We start from the raw sequence: 17,389 nt of genomic DNA on the forward strand, positions 1-17,389 counted from the left end.
AATGAACGTTGAAGTATGGAAAAATAGCAGTAGTTGGAGCACTATCAGTAGGACTATTAACAGGTTGTTTCGGTGAAAAACCAGAAGAAAACCTATATACAGCTTTTGAAACAGCGGCGACACAAGAGAAATCATTAGTTGATGAAGCGAAAAAATTAGAGAAGTTAGAGAAGGAAGGCCAAGAACTATATTCTCAAATTTTACAAGAAGGTAAAGATCATAATGACGCTGTTATGAAGAAAATAGAGCAGGCTACTGCAAATGTAGATGATCGTGAAAAAGCTTTGAAAAATGAGAAAGAAATGCTAGAAAAAGCTCAGAAAGAAACGAAATCCGTTCAAGGAAATATAGAGAAGCTTGAAGATAAAAAGTTACAAAAACAAGCGAAAGCAGTAGAAGAGTCGTATAAAAATCGTTATGATGCATTCCAAAAGATGAATGAAAATTATACGAAGGCGTTAGCGACTGAAAAAGAATTGTATGAAAAATTAAAAGTAAAAGAAACGAAATTAAAAGAGATTGGTGAAAAAGTTAAGGCTGTTAATGAATTAACTGTGGAAGCACAAAAATCAAAAGAGCAATTTAATAATTTTACAAAAGAGTATAATGACAGTAAATTAGCATTCTACAAAGATGCAGAGATTAAGATTAAAGATAAGAAATAAAGAAGAGTTTTAAGCGTACTAAAAAGCCGGAGAAACATCGTCACAAATGTTTTTTCGGTTTTTTACGTTAAATGAATAGAAAAGACTGGAATTGATATCATAAAAGAGTTATAGTGAATTATTCCAAGGGAAACATTGTAAAGTAAGGAGAATGGAAATATGTCATATGAATTTTTACTCAAATTAGGTTTAGCACTTTTTTTAGGATTATTCATCGGGATAGATAGGCAGCTAAAGAATAAACCACTTGGTGTGAAAACAAGTATGGTTATTTCTGTAGCAAGTTGTTTAATTACGATGGTTTCAATTGAAGCCGTACATGTGTATTCTGTTCCAGGGCATACAAATATGGATCCAATGCGTCTAGCTGCTCAAATTGTGAGCGGAATTGGTTTTCTTGGGGCAGGTGTTATTTTACGAAGAAGTAATGATGTTATTTCTGGATTAACGACCGCCTCTATGGTGTGGGCTGCTTCAGCTTTAGGTATTGCGATTGGAGCAGGATTTTATTTACAAGCGACGGTTGCTATGATTTTAATTATTTTAGCAATTAATGTACTTCCGCAACTTGTGAAAATTGCAGGACCATATTCATTAAGACAAAAGGATCTATCTATAAAAATTACTGTTAAAGAGCATCATGAGTTAGATGGTATATTTAAGCAAATTAAAAATTTAGGTATGCATGTGAAACGAGTGAAGATTAAAGATATAGATAGTGGAGCATTTCAGCAATTGGAAATGGTTATTTTAGCTCCAGAAGATTTATATACAACTGAGTTATATAGCTCACTAAAAGAGATAGATCGTGTTGTTTCAGTTGAAGTGGAAAGTAGATAATTGTAAGAAAAAAGAGTGAAGTGAATCCACTCTTTTTTTATTTGGATTTTTAAGGAAGTAAATTGATATAATGATGAGTAAACGAGGGGGAAAAATGATGGAGATACATATTAGAAGAGCGATAAAAGATGATATACCAGGTATAGCAAAGGTCCACGCTGATAGCTGGAAAACAACATATAAAGGGATATTCCCTGACGAATTTTTGGAGAATATAACATATGAGAAACGAGAAAAACAGTGGGAAAACATTTTTCAACAAGAAGATAATTATCAATTTAGATTTGTAGCAGAGACGTTAGATGGAACAATAATTGGATTCATTGACGGAGGAGTTGAAAGAACCGGTACATATAATTGCGATGGAGAATTATATGCGATTTACCTTTTACAAGAGTATCAAGGAATGAAAATAGGACAAAAGTTACTTCAAGCTTTATTATCGGAATGTATAAACAATGATATGCAATCACTTTTAGTTTGGGTCGTTACGAATAATCCTTCTAAAAATTTCTATGAAAAATTTAATCCTGAAAAAATTGATACGAAATTTTTAGAGAGATTACAGGTAGAAGAAACAGCATATCGTTGGAGAGATATAAATAATATTATTATGTAAACTTTATATTTAAAAGAGGTATACCAATTAAGGTATACCTCTTTTGTTTAACCATTTTGGATAGATCACTAATGAAAAATAGTAAGTATGTAGTTTGAAACTGAGTATTTTTTTCGTGTATTTTTAACTAGATTAAAGAAAAGAGGGAAAACAAGAAAAATTAAATCAGATAAAAAAATTCTGAAATATACTATTGAATTGAATATCATTATCAATTAGAATCATAATTGATAACGAAATTCAATTATCAGTTGTAATATGAAATTCCGATAGTGTTTATAGAAAGAGGAGGGCAAGTATGAAGCATGCGAAACAAATCGCGGAACATGCAACAATACAAAGTTTTTTAAATTGTTATTTAAGAGAAACAGGAAGTGGAGAATGGATTACAGAGGATAAAAGGATAGAGGATATTTTCTACCATTCATTTCAAAGAGATACTTGCTCTACTTATTTATGCTGTCGGTTATCGGCACAAAACATTACTTTGTATGGAGAAGTTATATATAAATCACCAACAGATCGCCATTTGTTTGGAGAACAATTTTATTACCAAATGGGAGATAGTAATTCTGTTATGAAAGCAGATTACGTTACAGTTATAACATTCTTAATAAAAGAGATGTCTATCAATTACGGAGAAGGGACGAACCCTGCTGAACTTATGCTTCGAGTTATTCGTAGTTGTCAAAATATTGAGGAATTTGCGAAAGGGAGAATAGAAGATACATCTGCATTATACGGTGTCCATACATCCTTTATAGAAGCGGAACAATCGTTATTATTTGGACATTTAACTCATCCAACTCCAAAGAGTAGACAAGGTATTTTGGAATGGAAAAGTGCAATGTATTCTCCAGAACTAAAAGGAGAATGTCAGCTTCATTATTTTCGGGCACATAAAAGTATAGTGAATGAAAAATCATTATTATTAGATTCTACAACAGTAATTTTAAAAGAAGAATTACGTAATGATGAAATGGTTAGTAAGGAATTTATATCGAAGTATTGTAATGAAGATGAATATTCATTACTTCCAATTCATCCGCTTCAGGCAGAATGGTTATTACACCAACCTTACGTCCAGGATTGGGTAGAGCAAGGGGTGCTTGAATATATCGGTCCTACCGGTAAGTGTTATATGGCAACATCATCACTTAGGACGTTATATCATCCCGACTCAAAGTATATGCTTAAGTTTTCATTTCCAGTAAAAGTAACAAATTCAATGCGCATTAATAAATTGAAGGAACTTGAGAGTGGTCTTGAAGGGAAGGAAATGTTAAATACGGCTATTGGTGAAGTGTTAGAAAAATTTCCCGGCTTTAATTTTATTTGTGATCCAGCCTTTATTACATTAAATTACGGAGCAAAAGAATCTGGATTTGAAGTCATTATACGAGAGAATCCTTTTTATAGCGAACATGCCAAAGACGCTACATTAATTGCTGGGCTAGTTCAAGATGCTATACCTGGAGAACGTACTCGCTTATCAAATATTATTCACCGCCTAGCAGATTTAGAAAGTAGAAGCTGTGAAGAAGTAAGTTTAGAGTGGTTTAGACGATATATGAATATTTCTTTAAAGCCTATGGTATGGATGTATTTACAGTATGGTGTTGCATTAGAAGCTCATCAGCAAAATAGCGTTGTTCAGCTAAAGGATGGTTATCCGGTCAAATATTATTTCCGTGATAATCAAGGTTTTTATTTCTGTAATTCAATGAAAGAGATGCTTAATAATGAGTTAGCTGGTATTGGAGAACGTACTGGAAATTTATATGACGACTATATTGTAGATGAAAGATTTCGTTACTACTTAATTTTTAATCATATGTTTGGACTCATTAACGGATTTGGTACAGCTGGATTAATTAGGGAAGAAATTCTCCTCACGGAATTAAGAACTGTACTTGAATCGTTCCTTCCATATAATCGTGAACCTTCTACCTTTTTAAGAGAATTGTTGGAAGAGGATAAGTTGACATGTAAAGCAAATTTATTAACGAGATTTTTCGATGTTGACGAGTTAAGTAATCCCTTAGAACAAGCAATTTACGTACAGGTACAGAATCCGCTCGTTAGAGAAGTGGCTGTTCGTTCATAAATAACGTTAAAATTTCACGTAATACAAATAATGGTATTTTTTGCGAGGTAGAGGGGGTTATGAGAATGGGCATGTATCATACGAAAATATTGAAAGCGCTTGAATCAGAAGATTACATTTCAGTACGAAGAAGAGTTTTACGTCAATTAGTAGAGTCGTTAATTTATGAGAGGATCATTACGCCAGTTCGTATAGAAAAAGAAGAACAAATTCTTTTTCTTATACAAGGACTTGATGAGGACAACAGAATTGTCACGTACGAATGTTACGGAAGAGAACGAATGACATTTGGACGCATCTCTATAGATTCATTAATAGTAAGAGTTCAAGAGGAAAAACAAGAAATACAATCAGTTTCACAATTTTTAGAAGAAGTTTTTCGGGTTGTTAACGTAGAACAAACGAAATTAGATTCTTTTATTCACGAATTAGAACAAACGATATTTAAAGACACGATTGCACAATATGAAAGATGTAATAAGGGAGAATACACTCGAAAATCTTACGATGAGTTTGAAAGTCATTTAATAGACGGCCATCCGTATCATCCTAGCTATAAAGCGCGCATTGGGTTTCAATATCGTGACAATTTTCAATATGGATATGAATTTATGAGGCCAATAAAACTTATATGGGTTGCAGCGCATAAAAAATATGCGACTGTAGGTTATGGAAATGAAGTGATTTATGACAAAACTTTAAAAGGCGAAGTAGGCGAGCGTAAATTAGAAGCGTATAAGGAACGAATTTACAGTGCGGGATGTAATCCAAAACAGTACGTGTTTATACCTGTTCATCCTTGGCAGTGGGAGAATTTTATCATTCCAAATTACGCTGATCATATACAGGATAAAAGTATTATTTATTTAGGGGAATCAGCAGACGATTATTGTGCGCAACAATCTATGAGAACGTTAAGAAATGTTACGAATCCAAAGAGACCATATGTAAAGTTATCGCTGAACATACTTAACACTTCAACACTCCGTACGCTGAAACCATATTCAGTTGCGAGTGCACCAGCTATATCGAATTGGTTAAGTGATGTCATAAGTCAGGATACTTATTTAAGGGATGAATCACGTGTAATTTTGCTAAAGGAATTTTCGAGTGTAACGTATGATACGAATAGGAAAGCCACATATGGTTCATTAGGATGTATTTGGCGTGAAAGTGTTCATAATTATTTAGATGAGCAAGAGGATGCAGTTCCTTTTAACGGATTATATGCAAAAGAGACGGACGGGACACCGGTTATTGATGCATGGTTAAACAAATATGGGATAGAAAATTGGCTACGATTACTTATTCAAAAAGCGATTATACCAGTTATACATCTTGTTGTAGAGCACGGAATTGCACTCGAATCACACGGTCAAAATATGATTTTAGTTCATAAAGAAGGGCTACCTGTCCGTATTGCATTAAAGGATTTTCATGAAGGACTTGAGTTTTATCGTCCATTCTTAAAAGAAATGAATAAATGCCCGGACTTTACTCAAATGCATAAAACGTATGCAAATGGAAAAATGAATGATTTCTTTGAAATGGATCGTATCGAATGTTTACAAGAGATGGTACTAGATGCACTGTTCTTATTTAATGTAGGAGAATTAGCTTTCGTACTTGCGGATGAATATGAATGGAAAGAAGAAAATTTTTGGATGATAGCGGTCGAAGAAATTGAAAATCATTTTAAAAAATACCCACATTTGAAAGATAGATATAAAAGTATTCAATTATATGCACCTACATTCTATGCTGAACAATTAACAAAACGGCGATTATATATGGATGTGGAATCACTTGTTCATGAAGTTTCAAATCCATTGTATAGAGTAAGACAACTTATGAAACAAAAATCAGTTGTTACAGGGGGAAATTATGCTAATCGTTAATAAAGAAGAGTATAGCAAAAGTGATTTTAGTTTGAGATTACAAGCTTATGAGGAAATGGAACAATTTCAAGAAGCAGCAGGAAATAGATTTGCGCTTTGTCTGAAAGATCCATTCGATATTATTACGCTTGTGTTTTTCTTAAAAGAAAAGAAATCATCAGTGTTACTTATACATGAAGATACGCCAAAAGAAACGGCTATTGAAATGGCAAAGCGTGCAAATTGTATCGGAATTTTATATGGAGAAAATAGCGATTTTACGAAATTAGAAGTAGTGAATTTTTTTGCAGAAGAGCCTTCTTTATTACAATATAGTTCTGGAACAACAGGAGAACCGAAACTGATTCGTAGAGCATGGACGGAAGTTGATACAGAAATTACTGCTTATAATGAAGCTTTAAACTGCGAAGAGGATGAAGTGCCAATCATTATGGCTCCTGTTTCACATTCATACGGACTAATATGTGGTACGTTATCTGCAATTACGAGGGGAAGCAAGCCTATCATCATTACGAATAAAAATCCTAAATTCGCTTTAAATATAGTTCGCAATACAGAAAAACATATCATATATGCAGTACCACTTATGCTACATATTATGGGGAGTTTTCCGCAAGGAACGTTTCAGTTTCATAAAATTATGACATCGGGAGCGCCTTTACCAGAAGCATTATTTTATAAACTAAAAGAAACGACAACATATATGATGCAACAATACGGTTGTTCTGAGGCAGGTTGTATTAGTATATGTCATGATATGAAAAGCCATTTAGATTTAGGAAACCCTCTACCTCATGTGAGTATAAGTATAGGTTCAGATGAAAATGTACCGGAAGAAATCGTAGTGAAAATCAATAATAAGGAAATTTTCACGAAAGATTTAGGATATAAATCTGAGCGTGGCATTCATTTTATGGGGCGTATGGATGATGTGATTAACGTTTCAGGATTAAAAGTCTTTCCTATAGAGGTAGAAGAAACAATGCTTCGATTGGAAGGTGTTCAAGAGGCAATTGTATATCGAGGGAAACATCCTGTGATGGGTGAAATTGTTAAAGCGAAAGTAATCTCTCATATTGATCCAGTTCAAATAAGAGAATGGTGTATGCAGCATTTACCATCTTATAAAGTTCCGCATGAGATTGAAAGAGTAACTGAAATTCCGAAAAATAAAACTGGAAAAGTAAGTAGAAAGTTACTAGAGATGGGAGAGGTTACAACATGAGACGGGAAGCGTTAAAGGATGCTGTATTAAAAATTATGACAGAAAAAATGGAACTGAAAAATGTAACTCATTTAGAAGAAACGATGCGTTTAAACCAAGATTTATATATTGATTCGGTAATGATGTTACAACTCATAGTTTACATAGAAATGGATGTAATGCTATGCGTTCCAGAGGATGAGGTAGACCCAAAAGCATTTCTTACCGTAGGATCTTTGCTTGATTTTATGGAAGAGTTACAGCCGTTACAGGATGTAAATGTGAATAACTAACCTTTAGGAAAGTGGATGAGAGTATGACATCAATTAAAGTACATTGTTTAGTGAGTTGTTTTTGTGAAATTATAAAAAGGCGTAGCGACATAGATTTTCGTCCCTTTTATTTTGGACTATGGGACGGCGATTTTGATATAACAGAAGGCGGCATTATTTCATATCATTCGGAAAATATTAACCATGATCATTATTTAGTATGGTACGAAAAGTTGTACGGTATGAAAGTAAACGAATGGTATAATCATGCAAAAGATAAAGATAGCAATGTAGAAACGTTTTTACAATTAGTAGAAAATAAGCCAGAGAATCGCTATGTCATTGTAATGGTTGATATGTCTCTATTGCCAGAAAGGGAAAATAAATTTCATCAAAAACCGTTTCCACATTATTTAATGATATCGAAGACAGAGAAAGAAGAAGAGTGGTTCATGCTAGATCCTGATTTTCGCTGGGAAGGGAATATGGAAAGAGAAAAAGTACTTCACTCTGTTCAAGATAACCCATTTGGTGGAGGGTATTTCATTGATGTAGAAGAAATTCGGGAGCCAACAGCAGAAATGGTAGCACGTTTTTTCATAGAAACTTTCAAAAGAGACGATAATGAACTGACTATGGAGCTGAAAAACTTAATTATAAAAATGGCAAATGAAGAAGAAGGGTATTCACTTTCTGGTCTTGTAGCGGCAGTAAAACAAATACCAGTACTTGCAATTCGTAAATATAGTTATGAACATGCCTTTGCGTACTTCCGTGAAACGTTGCAATATTCGGAGCAAGAATTTGATTATTGGTGTGATCGGGTAGAGGATATTGTACAAGGATTTACAAATGTACAGTATCGTGCAATTAAAATGGCAATGACGAAAAATAAAGGTATGTTATTATCAATTGTTGAAAAACTGGATGAAATGAATGCAATTGAACTGCAAATTAAGGAAGAATTAGAGAAACAATTTTTATCATGGAAAGAAATGAAATCAAACGAGTCTGTCTTAGTATTTTAAAAAGCTAACTGAATTTAAGATAAGGGAGTTCAAACCTATGAAATATTCACTATGTACCATTTCATTTCGCCATCAATTAATTTCATTTACTGATATTGTTCAATTTGCATACGAAAACGGTTTTGAAGGAATTGAATTGTGGGGGACTCATGCGCAAAATTTGTATATGCAAGAGTATGAAACGACAGAACGAGAATTGAATTGTTTAAAGGATAAAACCTTGGAAATTACGATGATAAGTGATTACTTAGACATATCATTATCAGCAGATTTTGAAAAAACGATAGAGAAATGTGAACAACTTGTAATACTAGCTAATTGGTTTAAAACGAACAAAATTCGTACGTTTGCTGGACAAAAAGGTAGTGAGGATTTCTCGGAACAGGAGAGAAAGGAGTATGTGAATCGTATTCGCATGATTTGTGATTTATTTGCTCAGCATAATATGTATGTACTTTTAGAAACACATCCAAATACGTTAACGGATACGTTGCCTTCTACTTTGGAACTATTAGGCGAAGTAAATCATCCGAATTTGAAAATAAATCTTGATTTTCTTCATATATGGGAGTCTGGAGCAAAGCCAATAGACAGCTTTCATCAATTAAAGCCATGGATACAACATTACCATTTTAAGAATATATCGTCAGCAGATTATTTACATGTGTTTGAACCGAGTAATGTATATGCAGCAGCGGGAAGTCGTACTGGTATGGTTCCGTTATTTGAAGGTATCGTAAATTATGATGAGATTATTCAGGAAGTGAGAGATACTGAGCATTTCGCTTCACTTGAATGGTTTGGAAATAATACGAAAGATATATTAAAAGAAGAAATGAAAGTACTAACAAATAGAAATTTAGAAGTAGTAACTTCTTAATATAAAATGATGTAAGAGTCTCTCATTGTAGAGACTCTTTTTTAAAAATATAAATAACCAAAAATTACCATGTATTTAAATTGAAATTTAACACAATTTATATATAAATAAGGAGGTGATTGGTAATGGCTAGAAATCGTAATTCTAATCAATTAGCATCACATGGAGCACAAGCGGCTTTAGATCAAATGAAATATGAAATTGCACAAGAGTTTGGTGTACAACTTGGCGCTGACACTTCTTCACGTGCAAACGGTTCTGTAGGCGGTGAAATCACTAAACGCCTAGTAGCGATGGCAGAACAACAACTTGGTGGCGGATATACTCGCTAATTGTAGAAGGTTATAGGAGAAAGGAAGGATTCTTCCTTTCTTTTTTTTTCAATTAATTGGTATGAATATATTGCGAATTGGATTCAAAGAATAGAAATAATACTATATTTCCCCCAATTTCTTTTGTTGTAAATGGGAAGTAGTAAAGATGTAATAGCCCTGGTGGAATGAACAATTACGTTCCAGCAGGGCTATTATATGGTAAGAAATATATGATGAAAGGTTTCGAAGCCAACATGTTAAAAAAAGAAAACTGTTGTTTAATTGCGCTTGCATCAGTTCCACTTGTTATGACATTAGGGAATTCAATGCTCATCCCAATCCTGCCGACTATTGAAAAGAAATTACATATTTCATCGTTTCAAGTATCCATGATTATTACAATTTACTCTATCGTAGCCATTCTACTTATACCAATTGCTGGTTATTTATCAGATAGATGGGGACGAAAGATGGTAATGGTTCCGAGTTTGCTGATTGCGGCTATAGGAGGAGCGATAACTGGTTGGGTATCTTGGAAAGTGGATAATCCCTACACTTGGATATTGATTGGTAGAGCGATTCAAGGTATTGGTGCTGCTGGTGCAATGCCAGTTGTTATACCGTGTGTTGGTGATTTATACAAAGATGAAAAACAAGTTAGTACAGGTTTAGGAATCATAGAAACATCCAATACATTTGGGAAAGTGCTGAGCCCTATTTTAGGGTCTGCTCTTGCTGCCATTGTATGGTTCTTACCCTTTTGGGCGATTCCAGTTTTATGCGTAGTATCAATTGTTTTATTACTTGTTCTAGTAAAGGCAAAGAAACAAGAAGGAGAAGTACCACCACTTAAAGAGTTTATAAAATCAATTCTTACTACGTTTCGTGAAAAAGGAAGATGGTTAATTGCCATTTTTGCATTAGGTGCAATTATTATGCTTATTTTATTCGGAATTCTCTTTTATTTGTCAACTATACTGGAATCAAAGTATGACATTCATGGTATATGGAAAGGGTGTGTGCTTGCGATCCCATTACTTGTACTGTCAATTAGCTCATATATGGCTGGTAAAAAAATTGGAGATAATCAAAATGTGATGAAGAAGTGTATTTATATTGGTTTTTTAATGGCAGCTGCATCAGTCATCATTCCTTTATTTATAAAAGGGATTTATTTACTACTTCTTTGTCTCGTTATTATGGGGATAGGAATTGGTATGGCGCTCCCGTGTTTAGATGCTTTAATTACACAAGGAATTGAAAAGGAGCAAAGGGGAACGGTTACGTCATTTTATAGTTCAATGCGATTTATCGGTGTAGCAGCTGGACCACCTCTATATTCTTTTTTCATGAAAGGTGCTGACCATGAAGTATTTTATTTAACAAGTATATTCGCTGGAATCGGTGCTGCTATAGCGATTATTTGGATCAAACCACCAAAAGATGCAAAGACGGTAAAACAGAAGCCGGAACCTACTTCATAATTTGTAAGAGAATTGCATGATGCTTTCAGTAACATGCAATTCTCTTTCGTTCATTAGGAATAAATAACTTGTTTTAACATATAAAGCGCGACACCCCATATGATGAGACCAGAAAATTTATTTAATAATACGATTGTCTTTCCGGTTGAGTCTAGCCTTTTTAAAAATTTCCCCGCTAAAGCTAAGCAAATAAACCAAATCCAAGAAACAATAATAGTAGCAACTGTAAAAGCCCATTTTTCACTTCCTATGTATTGAATCGAATTTGTTCCAATTACACCGATCGTATCTAAAATTGCATGGGGATTTAATAATGAAACCGATGCAGCGAAAAGTATTTGTTTTTTTACTGGCATGCTTATTTCTTGTTTTACATCGTTGGAAGGGTTACTTCTCCAAATAACCAACCCCATATATAGGAGAAAGAAAAAGCCAATCATATATAACGTGTTAGTTAGCCAAGAAAAAGTAAGAAGTACAAGGGAGACACCCTGCACTGCAATTAATATGAGTAACGTATCGCATATAGAGGCAGTTAATACTACCGGAGCTGCTCTCCAAATATTTGGTTGGCTCGCACCTTGGTTAAAGACGAAAACATTTTGGACGCCTAATGGAATAATAAGACCAAATGCAAGAATGATACCATGAATAATTGCTTCATCCATCATATTACCTCCTATTTATATTCATTATGATAGTGTATATTGTATAGAAGAAATGAAAATTTGTATCCATCCATACGGTTGGGGAGGTTGCCAACCAAAAAGAATGTAAGGTGATATGATGGAAAGATTCGTTTGGAAACCAAATACGTCTCTAGCGACTCCTTTGTATAAACAAATAGAAACGTATATAAAAGAAAAAATCGTTAATGGAGAATGGACTGTTGGAACGAAATTACCTTCACAAAGAGATTTGGCACATACATTTGGTGTGAATCGAAGTACGATTGTAATGGCTTTTGATGAACTAGTCGCAAAGGGATACATTGAAGGGAATGGCAGGAAAGGAACAATTGTTGTAAATAATAATGAGAATACTTCAACATACGCACCCCCGCCTAATTGGCAGTCTTATGTAGAAACAGGAATTCATTATCCGAATCTGCCTGCTATTCAAGAGATTAATCAAGCTGAGTTTTATCCGCATGTAATTCGTTTAGGAACAGGTGAGCTCGCGCCAAGTCTTTTACCTGAAAAAAAGATGAAAGTAGTAATGAATAAGCTTTTAAAATCAAACGTGATACTGGGGTATGAACAGCCAAAAGGTAATCTTAATTTAAGGAAGCAAATTGTGGACTATTTAAAAGGACATGGTATACATGTATCTCCTGACTCTATATTGATTGTTTCAGGAGCAATTCAAGCGCTTCAACTTATTGCTATTGGGCTTCTTCCGAAAGGAGCGTCAATTTTATTAGAAAAACCATCATATTTATACTCTCTCAATGTTTTTCAATCAGCAGGAATACGTTTAATTGGAATGCCATTGGATGAGAGTGGGTTAGATGTGTCATATATTGCGAAATATAAGAAGCAATTTAATGCTTCTATTTTATATACAATCCCTTCTTTTCATAATCCAACGAATTTTAGCATGGATACGAAGAAGCGGACAGAAGTGATGGAGATATGCAATGAGATTGGATTGCCAATTATAGAGGACGCAGTGTATCAAGACTTATGGTTTGATGCTCCTATTTCGAAACCTTTAAAAGCATATGATAAAAATGGAATCGTACTACATATTGGAAGTATGTCTAAAGTCATTAGTCCAGGATTAAGAATTGGATGGATTGTTGGACCTGAGCCAGTCATTCAAAGATTGGCAGACATAAAAATGCAAACAGATTATGGATCGAGTTCTATATCGCAGCAAATTGCCGCAGAGTGGTTTAAAGATGGATTGTATGAAGAACATTTACAGTTTGTAAGAGGTGAGCTTACAAAACGTAGGGACTTTATGGTGAGTATGTTAAAGAAGTATTGTAGTGAAATAGCAACATGGTATGAACCGACAGGTGGTTTTTATATTTGGTTACATATGAATGTACCCGTTTCGAACCGTAGCTTATTTGACAAAGCTTTGAAAGAAAAGATTTTATTAAATCCAGGTACTTTGTATGATAGAAGTGCAAATCAATTTTTGCGCCTATCCTATTCATACGCAACGTTAGAAGAAATTGAAATAGGTATAAAAAAACTTGCACAATTAATAAAAAAGTAAGAGGAGAAAGTAATGAAACAATATGTAATTTGCCAAATTATCAATGGAGAAAAATATTTAGCTGCTTATGCGGAGACGAAGCAAGAGGCAATTCAAAAAGCGGAATTGTTAGGATTACGAACAGGAAATCGATACACAGTTATTACTGCGGAGGAAGCTGAAGGGTTAACGTATCCGTAACCAACGTATAATAAATTATACAGGAAGTAAATAAGCCTAGTAATATATATAATATTATTAGGCTTATTTTTTTTTTGAAAGCGTTACGTGTTCTCGTATGAAAAATAATAGTGTTATGAGTCAAGTTGACGGAAATAACGATTCGTTTTTCGGTCCTGATTTCCGTTTCTATATTCATCAATATATTGTCTGAAGTTCCACGATTGTAAAAACTTATTTGCGGCATTATAACCAGAATTGTAAAGCCAATCTTTCTCTTCCTTTGTTAACTCAAAGTTTGTACTTGTAATGGACCCGGTCGGAATTGTAATCGTTCTTGCTTTTGATTCCTTATCTAAATGACGTAAATCATGGGCTTGCATCATCGTTTTAAATAGTCCTTTGAACATGGAGATAGGTTCGTTATAGTGAGCAGGATCAGCTTGAATCTCATCTTTTACGAAGTGAAGCCCAAAAGTTGGCCAGCGAGGAGAGGAAGGTGAGTCGAAAATCCAAATTGGGTAATTGCTTAAAATCCCTCCATCAACCATATAACAAGGTTGCTTCCATTTTGGAGTTCTCCATTTTACCGGTTCAAAGAAGAAGGGGATTGTACTACTCATTCTTACAGCTTTAGCGATAGAGAAGCGATAATTTAAAAATCCGTAGTTCGGTAAGTCATCAGGAAAGATAACCATTTTACCATTACTTATATCAGAAGCGATAATTTTAAGCTTATTTAAATCAGGCAAGTCTGTAAATAAGTGAACTCCTTTTTTTCGCAGTAATTCTTCAATCCATTCTTCTATAAAAATATTAGAGTAAATACCAAGAGTAGTCCATGCGCTTAATCCTTTGCCGATAAACGGGATTCTATCAATAAAGGTTTTTTTCGTAAATTTGTTGTAATCAATATCAGTTATAATTGTTTTTAACTCTGAACAAGAATATCCTGCTGCTAGGAGCGCTGCGATAATGGAACCAGCTGATGTTCCAGCTACACGCTCCCATTCATAGCCTTTTTCAGCTAACGCGCAAATTGCCCCTACATGCGCAATTCCGCGTACACCGCCTCCTTCAAAAACACCATCAATTTTCATTAAACATACTTCCTTTCGAATAAAAGATTTGGAAATGGCAAAAAAGCACGTATTGTACGTGCTTTTTTACAATAGTTTTTAAATTTACTAGCAGCCTACAAAGCCGCCCCAACAGCTAGCTCCGATGATGATTAGAAGGATAAATAAAACGATTAATAAAGCGAAACCTCCATAACCACATCCACCACAACTACCGCCGTAACCGTAACCGCCGCAACTATATCCGTAACCCATGTGGAATTCCTCCTTAAATTAAAAATAAAAATGAACGAGGGGAAAATGTACTGGAAGAAATAATGAACTATCGTGTTTGTAGGAACAATGTATACTATGCTTTTTTAAACTTGTTCGCGTATGGAGGAAGAGCCCGTTTTTTTGGAGGCTTGTTGTTTTTACAAAGAATGGAGTATAATTTTTGTGCGATGATACAAATAAGTATGTGAATATAAGGAGAATTTATGAATAAACAAATTGAAGTATTAATTGATAAATATGGACTGACACATGTAAAAGAGGAACTTATTAATACTGTATTTCCTTGTGTAAAAGTTGTGCCAAAGCAGGAGGAAACAGTTGCGATAGGTAGTTCGAAAATGGGGGGAGTTCCTGATTTACCAGTTGCATTTGAATATCCAACGCACAAAGGAAATCCGTTACAGTTTATCGCTCAATTTAATTTAAAGGATTTACAAAATGTCGGTATAGATCATAATCTTCCTAAGACAGGGATGTTATATTTTTTTAGCATTGAAAATTATTTTGCAGAAGATGTGAATCCAACTGAAGCGGGGCGTGTACTTTATTATGATGTTCCTGTAGAGCAATTACGAAGAGCAGCTGAATTGCAAACGAATTATAACCAATGTAAAATTACGTTTGAACTAACGTATAAATTGCCAGAGCTTTTCATTGAAGATGAGGCTGATTCAAATCGTTTCTTACAATTACTTGAAGAGCTAATCCCAGACAACTACGATAACCATCAAATATTTGGTGAGCCATTCTCTGTACAAGATGAAGTATTGTACGAGACTGGACAATATATGAACATAGATCCGCAGCAAATGACGCTTTTATTCCAAATTGATTCAGATACTAAAAATTGTAATATGATGTGGGGAGATTTAGGGATGCTTTATTTCTGTATAGGAAATGAAGACTTAAAAAATCGACGTTTTGAAAATGTATGTTGTGTATTACAAACTTGTTAATGAAGAAGGTTGTTCTTGTAAAAAGAACAACCTTTTTACAATGTTAAATATGCATAATCTCATATGACCTATACGAAAAAGTATTGTATACTCTGAAACTATACGATACTTTTTCGTATAGTTATAGAATGTAAGGAGTGACGAGATGGGAAAGACAAGTAAGTATGTGACAGCTGCCGTACTTTGTTCAACTATAGTAATGGGGGGCTTACACGCGTCATCTGTATCTTATGCAGCTACAAATCAAACTGTAGCGACATCACAATCAGATACAAAGTTGTTAAATGATTTCAGAAAAGAATTAAAAAAACAGATTGATAATCGAGAAGAAAATATTACAATCACATATAAAACAAAAGATAGAAATGCTAGAAGTATTATGGATCAATTGTATGGCGAGTTTAATAAAATTGTAGATGCAGATGAGTATGTAAAATATAATGTAGCGTCTACTAGATATTCTATTAAAGGGTTACCAGGAAACTATACGTTTACACTGCAAGTGAAATACCGTGAATCAAAAGAGCAAACACAATATGTAAAATCTCAGGCGAAAGCGATTATAGGCTCGATTGTAAAACCAGGGATGGATGAGCATGAGAAAGTAAAAGCTATTCATGATTACGTTGTAAAACATGTATCGTATGATACGTCGTATCAAGCATATACAGCATATGAAGCATTAGCGAATCGCTCTGCCGTTTGCCAAGGGTATACATTATTAACATATGAGTTACTAAAAGAAGCAGGTATTCAAAATCATATTGTAACAGGTACAGGAAATGGACAAGCTCACGCATGGAATTTAGTGAACATTGAAAACAAATGGTACCACCTTGATACGACATTCGATGATCCAGTACCAGATAAAGCTGGGCGCGTAACATATTCATATTTTAATATGTCTGATGAGCAATTAAGTAAAGATCATGAATGGGATCGTAGTAAATATCCGGCAGCAACTACAAGCTACTTCAGTGAATTAACAAACAAAATAAAAACGGGTAGTTCAAAGACTGCTGCATATGAACAAATGTTAAAAGAAACAAATTTAAAATATTTGTCTGCACAATATGGGGCAGAAAATTACATTGAATTTAAGAAAAAATTACAGCAACAATTTGCAGCTAAACCAGAAAAAGTAGAAGTACGATATAAGCAGTCTATGGATGGGACAATGCAAGATATAAAGAAAGTGTTAAATGAGATAAGTTGGCCAAAAGGTGCAAAGGGTGTATCATATCAAGTAGCACCATATAGTGCAATGGCGGGTTATTCATTAGCGACAATTACATTTACGTATTAAGGAATGAAAAAGAGCATCTGTAAAAGATGCTCTTTTATTATGTATCACTTTAAAAAACAGAATTATGTGATAA

General features: G+C 34.1%; 18 protein-coding genes. 15 read left to right on the forward strand and 3 right to left on the reverse strand.

Features of this window, described 5'->3' with window-relative positions:
* Positions 1–8 precede the first annotated feature (8 nt).
* The 11 genes from ATN06_RS10030 (at position 9) to ATN06_RS10080 (ending at position 11,311) form a co-directional block, all read left to right on the forward strand.
* Positions 9–665, forward strand: a complete 657-nt coding sequence (locus ATN06_RS10030) for a YkyA family protein (protein ID WP_060630505.1) — start codon at positions 9–11, stop codon at positions 663–665.
* Between the two features lie 159 nt (positions 666–824).
* The gene (locus tag ATN06_RS10035; RefSeq protein ID WP_000119503.1) at positions 825–1,505 is read left to right on the forward strand and encodes an MgtC/SapB family protein; all 681 of its coding nucleotides are present in this window, start codon (positions 825–827) and stop codon (positions 1,503–1,505) included.
* Positions 1,506–1,575: 70 nt separating this feature from the next.
* The gene (locus ATN06_RS10040; protein WP_140350462.1) at positions 1,576–2,124 is read left to right on the forward strand and encodes a GNAT family N-acetyltransferase; all 549 of its coding nucleotides are present in this window, start codon (positions 1,576–1,578) and stop codon (positions 2,122–2,124) included.
* 298 nt (positions 2,125–2,422) lie between these two features.
* Entirely contained in the window at positions 2,423–4,231 is a 1,809-nt protein-coding gene (gene asbA / locus ATN06_RS10045; protein WP_060630507.1) for a petrobactin biosynthesis protein AsbA, read from the forward strand.
* A 59-nt stretch (positions 4,232–4,290) separates the two neighbouring features.
* Complete coding sequence (locus ATN06_RS10050; protein ID WP_060630508.1) at positions 4,291–6,129, forward strand: IucA/IucC family protein; 1,839 nt, start codon at positions 4,291–4,293, stop codon at positions 6,127–6,129.
* Positions 6,116–7,354 (forward strand): 3,4-dihydroxybenzoic acid-AMP ligase AsbC, encoded by a 1,239-nt coding sequence (gene asbC / locus ATN06_RS10055; RefSeq protein WP_060630509.1) that lies wholly within the window; start codon positions 6,116–6,118, stop codon positions 7,352–7,354. Before ATN06_RS10050 ends, asbC begins: the two co-directional genes overlap by 14 nt.
* Complete coding sequence (gene asbD, locus ATN06_RS10060) at positions 7,351–7,626, forward strand: petrobactin biosynthesis protein AsbD (protein WP_060630510.1); 276 nt, start codon at positions 7,351–7,353, stop codon at positions 7,624–7,626. Before asbC ends, asbD begins: the two co-directional genes overlap by 4 nt.
* Positions 7,627–7,649: 23 nt before the next feature.
* Positions 7,650–8,633: a petrobactin biosynthesis protein AsbE gene (asbE, locus tag ATN06_RS10065; RefSeq protein WP_060630511.1), complete on the forward strand. Its 984-nt coding sequence runs from the start codon at positions 7,650–7,652 to the stop codon at positions 8,631–8,633.
* 37 nt (positions 8,634–8,670) lie between these two features.
* Positions 8,671–9,513, forward strand: coding sequence for a petrobactin biosynthesis 3-dehydroshikimate dehydratase AsbF (asbF, locus tag ATN06_RS10070; RefSeq protein ID WP_048552072.1), 843 nt, complete (start codon positions 8,671–8,673; stop codon positions 9,511–9,513).
* 125 nt (positions 9,514–9,638) lie between these two features.
* Positions 9,639–9,845: an alpha/beta-type small acid-soluble spore protein gene (locus ATN06_RS10075; RefSeq protein ID WP_000113545.1), complete on the forward strand. Its 207-nt coding sequence runs from the start codon at positions 9,639–9,641 to the stop codon at positions 9,843–9,845.
* A gap of 236 nt (positions 9,846–10,081) precedes the next feature.
* Positions 10,082–11,311 carry a bacillibactin exporter BcbE gene (locus ATN06_RS10080; RefSeq protein ID WP_060633120.1) on the forward strand — a complete coding sequence of 410 codons (1,230 nt, stop codon included), beginning with the start codon at positions 10,082–10,084 and terminating at the stop codon, positions 11,309–11,311.
* A gap of 53 nt (positions 11,312–11,364) precedes the next feature.
* On the opposite strand, the gene ATN06_RS10085 is transcribed toward ATN06_RS10080, so the two are convergent.
* Positions 11,365–11,979: a LysE/ArgO family amino acid transporter gene (locus ATN06_RS10085; RefSeq protein WP_060630512.1), complete on the reverse strand. Its 615-nt coding sequence runs from the start codon at positions 11,977–11,979 to the stop codon at positions 11,365–11,367.
* Between the two features lie 118 nt (positions 11,980–12,097).
* On the opposite strand from ATN06_RS10085, the gene ATN06_RS10090 reads away from it, so the two are divergent.
* Both ATN06_RS10090 and ATN06_RS10095 read left to right on the forward strand, forming a co-directional pair.
* The gene (locus tag ATN06_RS10090) at positions 12,098–13,540 is read left to right on the forward strand and encodes an aminotransferase-like domain-containing protein (RefSeq protein WP_060630513.1); all 1,443 of its coding nucleotides are present in this window, start codon (positions 12,098–12,100) and stop codon (positions 13,538–13,540) included.
* A gap of 12 nt (positions 13,541–13,552) precedes the next feature.
* A complete protein-coding gene (locus ATN06_RS10095; RefSeq protein ID WP_060630514.1) occupies positions 13,553–13,720 on the forward strand; it encodes a DUF3933 family protein in 168 nt (55 codons plus the stop codon).
* Positions 13,721–13,833: 113 nt separating this feature from the next.
* Here the strand turns inward: ATN06_RS10095 and ATN06_RS10100 are convergent, their stop codons facing one another.
* Together ATN06_RS10100 and ATN06_RS10105 are read right to left on the reverse strand one after the other, a co-directional pair.
* Positions 13,834–14,799 (reverse strand): patatin-like phospholipase family protein, encoded by a 966-nt coding sequence (locus ATN06_RS10100; protein ID WP_060630515.1) that lies wholly within the window; start codon positions 14,797–14,799, stop codon positions 13,834–13,836.
* Between the two features lie 87 nt (positions 14,800–14,886).
* Positions 14,887–15,033 (reverse strand): YjcZ family sporulation protein, encoded by a 147-nt coding sequence (locus ATN06_RS10105; protein WP_000540425.1) that lies wholly within the window; start codon positions 15,031–15,033, stop codon positions 14,887–14,889.
* A gap of 224 nt (positions 15,034–15,257) precedes the next feature.
* Here ATN06_RS10105 and ATN06_RS10110 point away from each other — a divergent pair, with 224 nt between their 5' ends.
* Complete coding sequence (locus tag ATN06_RS10110; RefSeq protein ID WP_060630516.1) at positions 15,258–16,010, forward strand: YwqG family protein; 753 nt, start codon at positions 15,258–15,260, stop codon at positions 16,008–16,010.
* 145 nt (positions 16,011–16,155) lie between these two features.
* Entirely contained in the window at positions 16,156–17,316 is a 1,161-nt protein-coding gene (locus ATN06_RS10115; protein WP_060630517.1) for a transglutaminase domain-containing protein, read from the forward strand.
* Positions 17,317–17,389 lie beyond the last annotated feature (73 nt).

Source organism: Bacillus thuringiensis, assembly GCF_001455345.1.
GTDB classification, from domain to species: Bacteria; Bacillota; Bacilli; order Bacillales; family Bacillaceae_G; genus Bacillus_A; species Bacillus_A thuringiensis_N.

Excerpts from the sequence above, each read along its gene's own strand:
- ATN06_RS10035 (WP_000119503.1), top strand. The coding sequence starts at position 825 with ATGTCATATGAATTTTTACTCAAATTAGGTTTAGCACTTTTTTTAGGA.
- ATN06_RS10040 (WP_140350462.1), top strand. The coding sequence starts at position 1,576 with ATGATGAGTAAACGAGGGGGAAAAATGATGGAGATACATATTAGAAGA.
- asbA (WP_060630507.1), top strand. The coding sequence starts at position 2,423 with ATGAAGCATGCGAAACAAATCGCGGAACATGCAACAATACAAAGTTTT.
- ATN06_RS10050 (WP_060630508.1), top strand. The coding sequence starts at position 4,291 with ATGAGAATGGGCATGTATCATACGAAAATATTGAAAGCGCTTGAATCA.
- asbC (WP_060630509.1), top strand. The coding sequence starts at position 6,116 with ATGCTAATCGTTAATAAAGAAGAGTATAGCAAAAGTGATTTTAGTTTG.
- asbD (WP_060630510.1), top strand. The coding sequence starts at position 7,351 with ATGAGACGGGAAGCGTTAAAGGATGCTGTATTAAAAATTATGACAGAA.
- asbE (WP_060630511.1), top strand. The coding sequence starts at position 7,650 with ATGACATCAATTAAAGTACATTGTTTAGTGAGTTGTTTTTGTGAAATT.
- asbF (WP_048552072.1), top strand. The coding sequence starts at position 8,671 with ATGAAATATTCACTATGTACCATTTCATTTCGCCATCAATTAATTTCA.
- ATN06_RS10075 (WP_000113545.1), top strand. The coding sequence starts at position 9,639 with ATGGCTAGAAATCGTAATTCTAATCAATTAGCATCACATGGAGCACAA.
- ATN06_RS10080 (WP_060633120.1), top strand. The coding sequence starts at position 10,082 with ATGTTAAAAAAAGAAAACTGTTGTTTAATTGCGCTTGCATCAGTTCCA.
- ATN06_RS10085 (WP_060630512.1), bottom strand. The coding sequence starts at position 11,979 with ATGGATGAAGCAATTATTCATGGTATCATTCTTGCATTTGGTCTTATT.
- ATN06_RS10090 (WP_060630513.1), top strand. The coding sequence starts at position 12,098 with ATGGAAAGATTCGTTTGGAAACCAAATACGTCTCTAGCGACTCCTTTG.
- ATN06_RS10095 (WP_060630514.1), top strand. The coding sequence starts at position 13,553 with ATGAAACAATATGTAATTTGCCAAATTATCAATGGAGAAAAATATTTA.
- ATN06_RS10100 (WP_060630515.1), bottom strand. The coding sequence starts at position 14,799 with ATGAAAATTGATGGTGTTTTTGAAGGAGGCGGTGTACGCGGAATTGCG.
- ATN06_RS10105 (WP_000540425.1), bottom strand. The coding sequence starts at position 15,033 with ATGGGTTACGGATATAGTTGCGGCGGTTACGGTTACGGCGGTAGTTGT.
- ATN06_RS10110 (WP_060630516.1), top strand. The coding sequence starts at position 15,258 with ATGAATAAACAAATTGAAGTATTAATTGATAAATATGGACTGACACAT.
- ATN06_RS10115 (WP_060630517.1), top strand. The coding sequence starts at position 16,156 with ATGGGAAAGACAAGTAAGTATGTGACAGCTGCCGTACTTTGTTCAACT.